This window comes from Cryobacterium soli, assembly GCF_003611035.1.
In the GTDB taxonomy this organism is placed as follows: domain Bacteria; phylum Actinomycetota; class Actinomycetes; order Actinomycetales; family Microbacteriaceae; genus Cryobacterium; species Cryobacterium soli.
In genome coordinates this window covers 2,799,989-2,811,611 of the sequence record NZ_CP030033.1, presented here as the reverse complement: position 1 = coordinate 2,811,611, position 11,623 = coordinate 2,799,989, and the positions used below count along the sequence as shown (strand labels likewise).

Below are 11,623 nucleotides of genomic sequence, written 5' to 3'. Positions count from 1 at the left end.
CGGCTCAAGTCACAGCTCGCGTAACGTTTGGGCATGCCTCGCCTCGTTGTCGTGCTCCCGTTGGCGCCGCTGACGGTCGGCGCGAGCTTCGCGGTGGCCGAGTGGCCGCTGCACGTCACGGTGCTGGCGCCGTTCCAGACGGATGCCGCCCCCGCCGCCATCGGCGACGCCCTCCGTTCGGCCGCGGCCGGCCAGCCTCCCCTCACCCTCGTCGCCGGCGCCGACGAGCTGTTCGGGCGCCGGCACGACATCCCCGTCACGCTGCTCCTGGCGCACGCGGGGCTCGGCCGGCTGCGCGACGCCGTGGTCGACGCCATCCGCCCGTTCGCCGCCGACCCCGACGAACCGGCCTTCGCCGGCCCGGACTTCCGCGCCCACGTGACGCACAAACCGCCCGCCCGGCTGCACCCCGGCGACACCCTCACGCTAAGCCAGATCGCCCTGGTCGACATGCTCCCCCGCGCGCACGCCGCCGGCCGCACGGTCCTGGCTGCCCACCCCCTCCGCACCCCCGAAACCCCGCGGGTGGGTAAAATGGTCGGATGACTACCCAGGCCGCTCCGGAGCACGTGCCGCACTCGCAGACCGATGTGGTGGTTCACGGCGTGAAGCGCCTGATCATCGCCGGCCAGCTCAGCGCCGGCGCCCGACTGCCGATCGAGAAGGACCTCGCGGCCCAGCTCGGCGTCTCGCGCGGCTCGCTCCGCGAGGGGGTGCGCGCGCTGTGCATCATGGGGGTCCTGGAGACCCGGCAGGGCGACGGCACCTACGTCACCTCGCTCGACTCCAGCCTGCTCCTGGCCCCGATGGGCTTCCTGGTGGACCTGCAGACCCCCGAGGGCAGCGTGCACCTGCAGTCGGTGCGCCGCGTGCTCGAATCTGAGGCCGCGGCCCGCGCGGCCCTCCGCATCGACGCGGCGACGATCGGCGAGGCCGAGGCCATCCTGTCGAGCGTCGAACCTCTGCTCGCCGGCTCCGAGGCCAACCACGACGCCATCATGGACGCCGACATCGCCTTCCACCGGGTGATCGCCAAGGCCTCGGGCAACCCGGCCCTCGAGGCCCTCATCGAGGCGCTCGCCAGCCGCACCGTGCGCGGGCGGATGTGGCGGGCCATCACCGAGGACGGTGCCGAGCAGGCCACCCACGCCGAACACCGGGCGGTGCTCACGGCCGTGGCGAACCACGACCCCGACACCGCCCGGTTGCGCATGGGCGTGCACCTGCTCGCCGTGGAGGAGTTCCTGCGCACCCAGACGGATGCGGACAGCACGCCGCCGACCGGCGCCGACACCGAGTCCTAGGCAGCCGAACCGGCCGTACCCAGCGCAGCCTGCCAGTAGCCGCCGTCGGGGAAGGCGAACTCGGCCACCGACGCGGCGTGCATCTGGGCGCTGTAGCCGGGCAGCGACGGCAGCCGGTAGGCGCCGTTCTCCACGATGCACGGGTCGGTGAAGTGCTCGTGCAGGTGGTCGACGTACTCGGTGACGCGGCCCTCGAGCGAGCCGGAGACGGCCACGTAGTCGAACACCGACAGGTGTTGCACGAGTTCGCACAGCCCCACTCCACCGGCGTGCGGGCATACCGGCACACCGAACTTCTTGGCCATCAGGTACACCGCGAGGATCTCGTTGATGCTGGCCAGCCGGGCGGCATCAAGCTGGCAGTAGTCGATCGCGCCGGCCTGGAACATCTGCTTGAAGAGCACCCGGTTCATGCCGTGCTCCCCCGTGGCTACCCCGATCGGCGCCACGGCGCGGCGCACGGCCGCGTGGCCGAGCACGTCGTCGGGGCTGGTCGGCTCCTCGATCCAGAGTGGCTTGAACTCGGCGAGGGCACTCACCCACTCGATGGCCTGCGGCACGTCCCAGACCTGGTTGGCGTCGATCATGAGGTTGGCGTCCGCGCCGATCACCTCGCGCGCGATGCCCAGCCGGCGCACGTCATCGGCCATGTCGGCGCCCACCTTGAGCTTGATGTGCCGGTAGCCGGAGTCCACGGCCTCCTGGCAGAGCCGGCGCAGTTTCTCGTCGGAGTAGCCCAGCCAGCCGGCGCTCGTGGTGTAGCAGGGGTAGCCGGTGCCCTCGAGCTCGGCGATCCGCTCGCCGCGGGTCGGTTCGAGTTCGGTCAGGATGCCGATGGCCTCGTCACGGGTGAGCACATCGGAGAGGTACTGCAGGTCGGCGACGTCGACGAGTTCTTCGCTGGTCATATCGGCCAGCAGGCGCCACAGCGGCTTGCCGGCCTTGCGGGCGGCGAGGTCCCACACGGCGTTCATCACCGCGGCCATCGCCAGGTGCTCCACGCCCTTCTCCGGCCCGAGCCAGCGCAGCTGGGAGTCGGACTTGAGGCCGCGGTAGGTGGCTCCGAGGTCGCCCACGAGCTCGTCCACGTCGCGGCCGATCAGCGGCAGCGCCCGCTGCTCGGCGGCGAGCACGCAGATGTCGTTGCCGCGGCCGATGGTGAAGGTGAACCCGTAGCCGGCCAGGGTGGGATCGTCGGTGTTCAGGATCACGTAGGCGGCGGAGTAGTCGCCGTCCTTGTTCATAGCATCGGAGCCGTCCATGCTCAGCGACGTGGGAAAGCGGACGTCGACGACGTCGACGGACGTGATGGTGGTCATGGGGTCTCCTGGGTGGGGGCGGGGATGGTCGGTGACGGGTTCCGCGACGGCTCCGGCGGCAGCAGGGCCTCCGCGCGAAGCTCCTCCCAGAGTGCGTCGGGCACGGTGGCCCGGTAGCGGTCGACATTGCTCTCGGTCTGCGCCGCGGTGCGGGAGCCGACCACGACCGACACGACGGCCGGGTGCCGAAGCGGGTAGGCGATGGCGGCCTCGGGCAGGGTCACCCCATGGCCGGCGCAGATCTCGGCGATCCGGCGGGCACGCTGCACGATCTCCGGCGGCGCGGTGTCGTAGTTGTACTTGCCGTCGGCGGCGGGCCGTTCCTGGGCGAGCAAACCGGAGTTGTACACGCCGGCGACGACGATTCCCACGCCGCGTTCAAGCGCGAGCGGCAGCAGCTCGGTCGTGGCCTCGTGGTCGAGCAGCGTGTACCGGCCGGCGAGCATGACCACGTCCACGTCGGCGTGACGGATGAAGTGGGCCAGCATGGCGGACTGGTTCATGCCCGCGCCGATGGCGCCGATCACCCCCTGGTCGCGCAGCTCCGCCAGTGCCGGCAGCGCCTCGGTGGTGGCCTGGTCGCGGAAGTCGTCGGGGTCGTGCAGATAGGCGATGTCGATGTGGTCCAGGCCCGTCCGGGTCAGGCTCTCCTCGATGGAGCGCAGCACGCCGTCCCGGCTGAAGTCCCACTGACGGCGGAACGTGGCGGGGACGACGAAGCCCTCGTCGTCCTGGCGGTCGGCACCGTCCGGCTGGGAAATCAGCAGCCGGCCGACCTTCGTGGAGAGCACGAACTCACCCCGAGCGCGCCCGCCCAGCAGGGCGCCGGCGCGCCGCTCCGACAGTCCGAGGCCGTAGTGCGGCGCGGTGTCGAAGTAGCGGATTCCGGCGGCCCACGCCGAGTCGACCGCGCCGGCGGCCTCGGCGTCGGTGGTCTCGCGGTACAGGTTGCCGAACTGGGCCAGGCCCAGTCCGAGCTCGGTCACCTCCAGGCCGGTGCGCAGGGCACGTGTGCGCATGGAGCCTCCCTCCTCAGCGGGCCGAAACCGCCCCGCTCGTCATGGTTCAGTATATACATTGGATGAATACGAGATCTGGTTGCTGTAAATGGGTGAGTTGTTTTGATAAGGCGACGAATCATCGGATGCCTGGACATTCATCGACCGCACCGGGCGGCAGCGTCTCGGGGCTAGAGGGGGCGCATCCGCAGGTTGTGCACGCCGCCGTCCACCTCAAGGGCCGATCCGGTGGTGGAGCCGGCGAGCGGGCTGGCCAGGTAGGCGATGGCGCCGGCGACCTCATCCGGCGTGACCATGCGACCGGTGGCCTGCCGGGCGTCGAGGGCGGCGCGTTCCTTGACGGGGTCGGCGAAACCGGCCAGCATCCGGTCGACGAACGGGGTGTGCACCGTGCCGGGGCTCACACAGTTCACCCGGATGCCCTCCCGCACGTGGTCGGTGGCCAGCGCGTAGGTGAGGGCGAGCACCGCGCCCTTCGAGGCGCCGTATAGGGCCCGTTCCGGCAGCCCGTTCAGCGCCGCGATGGAACAGAGGTTGACCACCGAGGCAGCGTTGGAGCGGCGCAGGTGCGGCAGCGCGGCAGCGGTGACCCTGGCCATGCCGGTGACGTTGATGCTCAGCACCCGCGCCCACTCGGCGTCGTCGTTGGCCTCCACCGTGCCCACCGCGCTGATACCGGCGTTGTTCACCACGATGTCGATGCCGCCGAAGCGCTCGGCGACGGCTTCGATGGCCGCGCCGACCGACGTGCGGTCCGAGACGTCGGCCGTGAAACCGTGCAACGGTTCGGGAAGGCCGTCGTGGGCGAGGTCGAGCACCGCCACCGTGGCGCCGCGTTCGGCCAGCAGCCGGGCGGTGGCCAGGCCGATGCCGGACGCTCCCCCGGTGACGACCGCGACGAGTCCGCTGAATTCTGCCATGAGCTGCTCCTTGGTTCCGGTTCTGGTGAGCTGGGTTCTGGTGGCTGCAGGCCGGGGTCAGGCCTGCACGAAGCGCTGGCGGGCGCGGCCGAGGCCGTCGATCTCCAGCTCCACGACGTCGCCGGCGCGCAGGTATGGGTTGCCCTCGATACCCAGGGCCACGCCGGCCGGGGTGCCCGTGTTGATCAGGTCTCCCGCGCGCAGCACCATGAACTGGCTGAGGTACCAGACCACGTAGGGCACGTCGAAGATCATGGTGGCGGTGCTGCCGTTCTGTCGCGCGACGCCGTTGACCGACAGGCGCATGCCGAGCGCGCCGACATCCGCGATCTCGTCGGGCGTCACCAGCCACGGGCCGAGCGGGTTGAACGTCTCGCAGCTCTTGCCCTTGTCCCACTGGCCGCCGCGTTCGAGTTGGAACTCGCGTTCGGACACGTCGTGCGAGAGCACGTAGCCGGCGATGTGGTCGGCGGCCGCGGCGGGCGAGGCGAGGTAGCGGGCGTCGCGACCGATCACCACGCCGAGTTCCACCTCCCAGTCGGTCTTCACGCTGGTGCGCGGAATCAGCACGTCGTCGAACGCGCCCACGATGGTGGACGGGTCCTTCATGAAGACCACGGGTTCGGCCGGGATCGCCGCGCCGGTCTCCTCAGCGTGCTCGCGGTAGTTCAGCCCCACGCAGACGATCTTCGTGGGCTGGTCGATGGGCGCGCCCACCCGCAGGTCCGCGGCGCCGGCCAGCACGGGCAGCGAGCCGGCAGCGAGCGCGGCAGCGACCCGGTCCAGGCCGCCGCCGGCGAGGAAGGCGCCGTCGACCCGGTCGGTGACCGCGCGGAGGTCGTAGTGGTCGCCCTCGTGCAGCAGGGCGGGGACTTCGGCGCCGACGGGGCCGAGGCGGGTGATCTTCATGACTGTCCTTCTGGTGCGGATGTGGCGGGTGCGGCGGATGTGGCTGGTGCGGACTGTAGGGAGGCGCCGGACCGGACGGCGGCGGGCGCGTCGTAGTCCGGCGGCAGCCCGCCGGAATCGCTGGCGGCGTGCGCCGCTTCGACGACGGCCATGGTGCGGTAGACGTCTTCGACGCTGGTGGGGAGGGTGGGCACGGAGCCGTCGAGGTAGCGCTGCAGGGCGCCCATGGACCCGATGAAGGCATCCGGGAACCAGCTGCCGGTGAAATCGAGCGGCCGCCACCCCAGCTCGGGTGCGCTGTCCAGCTGGATCTCGAGCCGGTCCTCACCGCCAACGGGGTAGTCGAGCAGCAGGCCCATCTGGGCCCGGATGGCGCCCCGGGTTCCCTCCCACTTGATGTAGCTCTCCTCGTACCTCTCGCCGAAGTGGTGGTCGTGGTTGGTGGAGATGGCCACCCGCAGGTCACGGTCGGGGTAGTGGAAGAGGATGTTCGACCGGCTGTTCGCGTGGCTCTTCTGCGGATGCCGCACGGTGCTGGCCGAGATGCCGGCCGGGTCGCCCAGGAAGGAGCGCAGCAGGTCGATGTAGTGCACGCTGTGCATGTTGATTTCGAGCCGGTCCAGGGTGAGCACGTGCGGGAAGAGTTCCCACGGGGTGTTCACCTGCACCCGCACCTCCACGTCGTAGAGCTCGCCGATCTGGCCCGCGGCGATCGCGGCCCGGGCCGCGGCCACGTACGGGCTGAAGCGCAGTTGGGTGTTCACGGCCGCCACGAGGCGCTTCCGCCGGCAGATCTCCAGCAGCTCGGCGGCCTGGGCGAGGGTATGACCGAAGGGTTTCTGGATGAGCACGGCCGCGCCATCCGGCAGTGCCTCGAGGGTCTCGGCGTATTGCTCGGGCATCAGCGCGATGTCGAAGACTGTGTTCGCCGGCGCCGCAGCCACGATCTCGGCCAGGTCGTCGAAGACCGCCGGGATGCCGTACTGCTCGGCGAGAGCCTGCGCACGCGCCTTGGTGCGGTTGTAGATCGCCAGCACCGGAAAACCGGCCTTGGCGTAGGCGGGCAGGTGGGCGTCGCGCACGATGCCGCCGGCGCCGAGGATGACGATCGGGCGGGGCTCGCGCGGCAGCTCCAGGGTGTAAGCGGCGGCCGGCTGGAATTCGGGCAGGTCGCCGGTCATCCCTTCACCGCCCCCACGGTCTGCCCGCTCATCAGGTAGCGCTGCGCACCGATGAAGAGGATGAGGAGCGGCAGCATGCTGATCACTGTGGCCAACGCGAGCTGCGGCATGTACAGCTTGACGTCGAGACCGGCAGCCACGGTGGGGTTGAACAGCGGGCTGGCGCCGATGAGCTCCTGCAGGCCGATCGAGACGGTCTTGCTGTTCTGGTTGGAGGAGAGCAGCGCCAGGGGCAGGAAGAAGTTGGTCCAGTTGGCCACGAAGGAGAAGAACGCGACCAGCGCCACGGCCTGCTTGGAGATGGGCAGGCCCACCATGAAGAAGATCGCGATCTCGCCCAGGCCGTCGATGCGGGCCGCCTCGACGAGTTCGGCGGGCATCGTGGTCATGAAATGAATGTAGGAGAGGTACACGCCGAAGGGGAAGAAGCCCATGATCACCAGCACCGGCCAGAGTTCGCCCACCGCGCCGATGGCGCTCACCTCGAGGAAGAGCGGGATGACCAGCACGGTGTTGGGGATGACCATGGTGATCAGGGTGACCACGAGAACGGTCTTGCGGAAGCGGAAGCGCAGCCGGGCCAGGGCGTACCCGGCCGGGATGGCCGCCAGCACCGCCAGCAGCGCGCCGCCGACCGACACGAACAGCGAGTTGCCCATCCACTGCACGAAGAGGCCGCCGCCGGCCGGGCCGAAGCCGTTGACCTGTGACCAGCTGTAGACGACGTTCTCCCACGACACCCCGCCGAGGCCGAGGAAGCCGTCGGCTCCGGCCTGGACGTTGTCGTTGTCGCGGAAGGCCATGGCGATGAAGCCGACGATCGGCACGATGAACAGCGTGGCGACGAAGAGCATGGTGGCGATCCGGGCGATCCGGCCCGGGGTCCATTTGCTGCTGCCGACGGGGTGTTCCTCGAGATGGGACAGCCGGGGCGGGCGAGTGCTGAGGGTCATTTTTCTTCCTCCCCGAAGAGTCCACTCTTGAAGACCACGATCAGGCCGATGCCCAGGGTGATCACGAGCAGGATGATCGACATAGCGGCCGCGGCCGGAAAGTTGTAGTTGGAGAACGCGAACGCGTAGCCGAGCTGGGTGGGCGTCCACTGGTCGGGCAGCGCGTTTGACGCCACCTGGTCGAGCAGGTAGGGCTCGAGGAATAGTTGGAAGCCGTAGGCCAGGTTCATCAGGGCGGCGTAGCCGAGCCAGGGCCGGATCATCGGCAGCTTGATGTGCCAGGCCACCTTCCAGGCTCCGGCGCCGTCGAGGCTGGCCGCTTCGAGCACGTCGTCGGGGATGCCGTTCAGCCCGCCGTTGACGATCACGATCCAGGTTCCGACGCCCTGGAAGAAGAGCATCGCGGTGAGGATGAAGGGCAGGTTGCCCGGGGATGCCACGACCGCCTTGATGGTGGTGAGGCCGAGCATGTTCCAGAAGCCCTCGATGGGCGACTGGGCGGGGTTGAGCAGGTAGACCCAGAGCACGAAGTTCGCGATGCCCGCGACCGCGCCCGGCACGTAGTAGAGGAAGCGCATGGTGTTGCCGAACCGGCCGGGGCTGGCGTGCACGAGCAGCGCCAGGCCCACGATGCCGAGCATCATGATCGGCAGCCAGATGATGAGCACCGAGAAGATGTTGGTGAACGTCTGCCAGAAACGGAAGTCGGTGAGGACCGTGACGAAGCTGTCGAAGCCGCCGAAGCCGGCCTCGGGCTGCAGGGGTGTTGGCGCCCGCTGCATGCTGATGGCGAAGGCGTAGACGATGGGGATGATGCCGGCCACGAGCAGGAGGAGCACGTAGGGCGTCAGGAGGGCCCAGGCGCCGCGCACCTCGGTGTGGTGAACGTGGCGCTTCCGCTTGGGCGGGGTGCCGGCTGACGCCGGTGTGGTGCGCGGCCGCATGGGGGATTCGAGTGTGCCTCGGCTCACGGGGGCCTCTTCCTTGAAGCTCTGGGGGTCTGGCTGGGGTGGCCGGGGTGCCGGCCGGGCCTCGGCCACGGGGTGCGTGATCTTCTCACACACCCCGCAGCCGGCGCCGGGGTGTGGCTACTCGGTGGTGACGGTGTAGCCGAACGACTTCGCCTGGTTGTTCAGTTCGGTGCCGAAGGTTGCCCAGGCGTCCTCGATGCTGCCGCCGGACACGAGGGCCGGGGTGATCGTCTCGGCCCAGATGCCGCCGGTGTTGTAGAGCATGTAGGCGTGGTCGCCCTGCACGTAGGTGGTGGCTTCCTTGAACGCCGCGAAGGTGGTGTCGTTGTCGGCGAAGTAGCCCGCACCGGCCTGCTTGGCGATCCAGTCGTCCTGCACCGGGCCGTAGCCGGGCAGTCCGGTCGTGAGGTCGACCTGCCAGGCCGGGTCGGTGGCCACGAAGGTGGCGAACTTGAGGGTGTTCTCGAGCTGCTTGCCGGTGATGTGGCTGGAGACGCCCCACAGGCCGCCGCCCTCGTTGCCCGTCGCCGGGGTGGACTCGCCCTCCCAGGTGAGCGGAGCCACGGCCGACATGTTGCCGGCCGGGATCTTCCAAGTCTGGTTGAACAGGTAGTCGCCCCACCACACGGCGCCGGGGCTCATCACGAGCTCAGGTCCGACGGTGGCGGCGTCGGCGTCGAAGATGCCCAGCGACGAGACGGCCTTGCCCTCGGTGAGGGTGGTCAGCAGGTCCTTGGCCCGCACGCAGTTCGGGTCATCGAGGTTGATGTGCACCTCGGTCTCGCTCACCCGGTCGTTGGTGGGGCATCCGCTGGCCCAGAGGTACCGGTCCGGGGCGTAGGCGTCGCCGAGGAACCCGCTGATCTTGCCGGGGTGTTCGGCGGCGATCTTCACGGCCAGGTCGGCGTATTCCTCCCACGTGGTGGGCAGGGTGTACCCGTTCTCGGTGAAGAAGGTCTTGTTGTACCAGAACACGTCGGGGGCGGCGTCGTTGCGCAGGCACACGATCTTGCCGTCGATGTCGCAGGGGGCGATCACGGCAGGGTCGTAGCCGTCGATCACGTCGGAGAGCGACTCGGTCAGGTCGGCGGTGTAGTTGATCTGCGCCCCGCTCGCCCAGGCGATGTCGTCGTTGGAGGGGAAGAAGATCGCGTCGGGCCAGCCCTTGCCGGCCTGGTTGAACTGCGCGAACTGCTGCTGCAGGGTCTTGCCTCCGACGGTGCCGTCGATCTGCACGTACTCGAAGTCCATGTCGGGGTTGGCAGCTTTGAACGCCTCGGCGGCGGGCACCCGGGGCGGGTCGACCCAGACCGTGACGGCGCCGCCGGTGTCGGTCTGCTCGACCTGGGATGCGGTTCCGTTGCCGCCCGCGCTGCAGCCGGCCAGGGCCACCATCGCGAGCGATACGCCGATCGCGGTCGCCAGCCGGGGGAAACCTCTTTTAGGAACAAATGATGTCTGCACTGACACTCCCTTGTTGGATTGTGTGGTCGAACTGTGTAGTCGGACTGAGTTGTCGAACTGTGTGGAAGAACTCCGACCCGCAACGGGCCCTGATGCCGCCCCGCCGGCCGTGCTCAAACGTTAGCCCAAAACAGCCGCGTGATCAAACGATTGCTCAAGATTTTTTGAAGCGAGGGGAATCCTCGGCATTTCTATCATAGATTGGATGAATAGGCCAGAAAATGGGCAGCAACCATCGATTGCGAGCCGCTAGCGCCATCCTTGCCCTCAGAGATATGACTATTCGACCGTCACTGCGGTCGCGGCAGCCCCCCGGGAATCGTCCAACCGGTAGAACTCGCGGGCCGTCTCTCCCCAGACCCTGCCCCGCTCCCGGGGGTCGAGGTCGGCGAGCACGCCGGCCAGGTCGCCGTGCACGGCCGAGTAGCCGCCGAAGAGCACCGAAATGGGCCAGTCACCGCCATACATCAGACGATCCGGAGAGAAGACCTCGAGCACGTGGTCGACCACCGGCCGGAGCTGCTCGGTCGCCGCCGCGGTGCCCGGCCCCGCTGGCGGGTAGAGCCCGGATACCTTGCCGAACACCCGGGGGTTCGCCGCCGCGATGCGGATCAGGCTGCGCCACGGTTCGGGATCGGCATCGCCCAGCGGCGGCTTCCCCAGGTGGTCGATCACGATCCGCAGGCCGGGGTGGCGTTCGGAGAGGATCGGCACGAGTTCCAGATGCCGGGGCAGCACGGCCACGAGGTCGAAGGGCACGTCGGCGGCCTCGAGCAGGGCCAGCCCCTCGTCGACCTCGGGGCGGAGCAGCCAGTCGGGGTCGGGCAGGTCGTGGATGAGCGAGCGCACACCCACGAAGAGCGGGTTCTGCTGCAGCGCGGCGAGCCTGTCGGCCGCCTCGGCGGCGCGGTCCAGCGGCAGCCAGGCCACAACCCCCACCACCGCGTCGTGCTGAGCGGCCACGTCGAACATATAGTCGCTGTCCTCGGCGTTGTCGGCCGATTGCACGAGGACCGTCGCCTGCACACCGCTTGTGGACAGCTGCGGGAGCAGCTCGGCCATCTCGATGGTGCGGTTGATCTGCGGCACGTCGGGCCCCAGCCAGCCGTAGCGGGCCCGGGTGAGGTCCCAGACGTGCTGGTGGGCGTCGATCACGATCGGCGCGGTCACCGGGCCGGCTCCGCCGGCAGCGCCCAGACCAGCGAGATGCCGGTGTCCGAGCCCGAATAGTCGTCACCGACCTCGAGCAGTTCGTCCATCCGCGCCTGCCAGGGGATGTTCGCGGGGTGGTCCCGCAGGAACGCCCGCATGGCGGCGTAATCGTCGCACTCCACCAGGTGGAAGAGCTCCCGGCCGGATCGGTAGATGGTCCAGCCGTGCACGCCCGCGTCCCGCAGGGCCGCATCGAGCTCGGTGGGGATCACGGCATGGATGCGGTCGTAATCCGCTTCCTTGCCGGCCAGGAGCCGGGTATGCAGGGCAACTGTCGTCATGGCAAAAACTCCTATGTTCTTGTTCGAGGCGGTGCGGTGGCGCAGGTTCGGTGCGAGATGCAGGGGGGGCGAATGGCTGGTTGGGGTGGC

At 69.2% G+C, this 11,623-nt stretch carries 12 protein-coding genes; 2 read left to right on the top strand and 10 right to left on the bottom strand.

Annotated elements, in window-relative coordinates:
- Nucleotides 1-33 precede the first annotated feature (33 nt).
- Nucleotides 34-546, top strand: coding sequence for a 2'-5' RNA ligase family protein (locus DOE79_RS13030; RefSeq protein ID WP_120338864.1), 513 nt, complete (start codon nt 34-36; stop codon nt 544-546).
- Nucleotides 543-1,304, top strand: a complete 762-nt coding sequence (locus DOE79_RS13025) for a FadR/GntR family transcriptional regulator (protein WP_120338863.1) — start codon at nt 543-545, stop codon at nt 1,302-1,304. Before DOE79_RS13030 ends, DOE79_RS13025 begins: the two co-directional genes overlap by 4 nt.
- Here the strand turns inward: DOE79_RS13025 and DOE79_RS13020 are convergent.
- From DOE79_RS13020 to DOE79_RS12975, 10 genes are all read right to left on the bottom strand, one after another.
- A complete protein-coding gene (locus DOE79_RS13020; RefSeq protein WP_120338862.1) occupies nt 1,301-2,623 on the bottom strand; it encodes an L-fuconate dehydratase in 1,323 nt (440 codons plus the stop codon). The genes DOE79_RS13025 and DOE79_RS13020 overlap by 4 nt on opposite strands.
- On the bottom strand, nt 2,620-3,642 hold the full coding sequence (locus DOE79_RS13015) for an aldo/keto reductase (RefSeq protein WP_120338861.1): 1,023 nt from the start codon (nt 3,640-3,642) through the stop codon (nt 2,620-2,622). The genes DOE79_RS13020 and DOE79_RS13015 overlap by 4 nt, the downstream gene beginning before the upstream one ends.
- 170 nt (nt 3,643-3,812) lie before the next feature.
- Nucleotides 3,813-4,562, bottom strand: coding sequence for an SDR family NAD(P)-dependent oxidoreductase (locus DOE79_RS13010; RefSeq protein ID WP_120338860.1), 750 nt, complete (start codon nt 4,560-4,562; stop codon nt 3,813-3,815).
- Nucleotides 4,563-4,619: 57 nt separating this feature from the next.
- Nucleotides 4,620-5,471, bottom strand: a complete 852-nt coding sequence (locus DOE79_RS13005; protein WP_120338859.1) for a fumarylacetoacetate hydrolase family protein — start codon at nt 5,469-5,471, stop codon at nt 4,620-4,622.
- A complete protein-coding gene (locus DOE79_RS13000) occupies nt 5,468-6,652 on the bottom strand; it encodes a Gfo/Idh/MocA family oxidoreductase (protein WP_120338858.1) in 1,185 nt (394 codons plus the stop codon). Before DOE79_RS13000 ends, DOE79_RS13005 begins: the two co-directional genes overlap by 4 nt.
- The gene (locus DOE79_RS12995) at nt 6,649-7,605 is read right to left on the bottom strand and encodes a carbohydrate ABC transporter permease (RefSeq protein WP_120338857.1); all 957 of its coding nucleotides are present in this window, start codon (nt 7,603-7,605) and stop codon (nt 6,649-6,651) included. The genes DOE79_RS13000 and DOE79_RS12995 overlap by 4 nt, the downstream gene beginning before the upstream one ends.
- The gene (locus DOE79_RS12990; RefSeq protein WP_245976929.1) at nt 7,602-8,576 is read right to left on the bottom strand and encodes a carbohydrate ABC transporter permease; all 975 of its coding nucleotides are present in this window, start codon (nt 8,574-8,576) and stop codon (nt 7,602-7,604) included. The genes DOE79_RS12995 and DOE79_RS12990 overlap by 4 nt, the downstream gene beginning before the upstream one ends.
- 117 nt (nt 8,577-8,693) lie before the next feature.
- Nucleotides 8,694-10,040 (bottom strand): ABC transporter substrate-binding protein, encoded by a 1,347-nt coding sequence (locus DOE79_RS12985; protein ID WP_245976928.1) that lies wholly within the window; start codon nt 10,038-10,040, stop codon nt 8,694-8,696.
- Between the two features lie 279 nt (nt 10,041-10,319).
- Nucleotides 10,320-11,210 (bottom strand): amidohydrolase family protein, encoded by an 891-nt coding sequence (locus DOE79_RS12980; protein ID WP_120338854.1) that lies wholly within the window; start codon nt 11,208-11,210, stop codon nt 10,320-10,322.
- Nucleotides 11,207-11,533, bottom strand: a complete 327-nt coding sequence (locus tag DOE79_RS12975) for an L-rhamnose mutarotase (protein WP_120338853.1) — start codon at nt 11,531-11,533, stop codon at nt 11,207-11,209. The genes DOE79_RS12980 and DOE79_RS12975 overlap by 4 nt, the downstream gene beginning before the upstream one ends.
- Nucleotides 11,534-11,623: the final 90 nt, after the last annotated feature.

Excerpts from the sequence above, each read along its gene's own strand:
- DOE79_RS13015 (WP_120338861.1), bottom strand. The coding sequence starts at position 3,642 with ATGCGCACACGTGCCCTGCGCACCGGCCTGGAGGTGACCGAGCTCGGA.
- DOE79_RS13030 (WP_120338864.1), top strand. The coding sequence starts at position 34 with ATGCCTCGCCTCGTTGTCGTGCTCCCGTTGGCGCCGCTGACGGTCGGC.
- DOE79_RS13020 (WP_120338862.1), bottom strand. The coding sequence starts at position 2,623 with ATGACCACCATCACGTCCGTCGACGTCGTCGACGTCCGCTTTCCCACG.
- DOE79_RS13025 (WP_120338863.1), top strand. The coding sequence starts at position 543 with ATGACTACCCAGGCCGCTCCGGAGCACGTGCCGCACTCGCAGACCGAT.
- DOE79_RS13010 (WP_120338860.1), bottom strand. The coding sequence starts at position 4,562 with ATGGCAGAATTCAGCGGACTCGTCGCGGTCGTCACCGGGGGAGCGTCC.
- DOE79_RS12975 (WP_120338853.1), bottom strand. The coding sequence starts at position 11,533 with ATGACGACAGTTGCCCTGCATACCCGGCTCCTGGCCGGCAAGGAAGCG.
- DOE79_RS12995 (WP_120338857.1), bottom strand. The coding sequence starts at position 7,605 with ATGACCCTCAGCACTCGCCCGCCCCGGCTGTCCCATCTCGAGGAACAC.
- DOE79_RS13005 (WP_120338859.1), bottom strand. The coding sequence starts at position 5,471 with ATGAAGATCACCCGCCTCGGCCCCGTCGGCGCCGAAGTCCCCGCCCTG.
- DOE79_RS13000 (WP_120338858.1), bottom strand. The coding sequence starts at position 6,652 with ATGACCGGCGACCTGCCCGAATTCCAGCCGGCCGCCGCTTACACCCTG.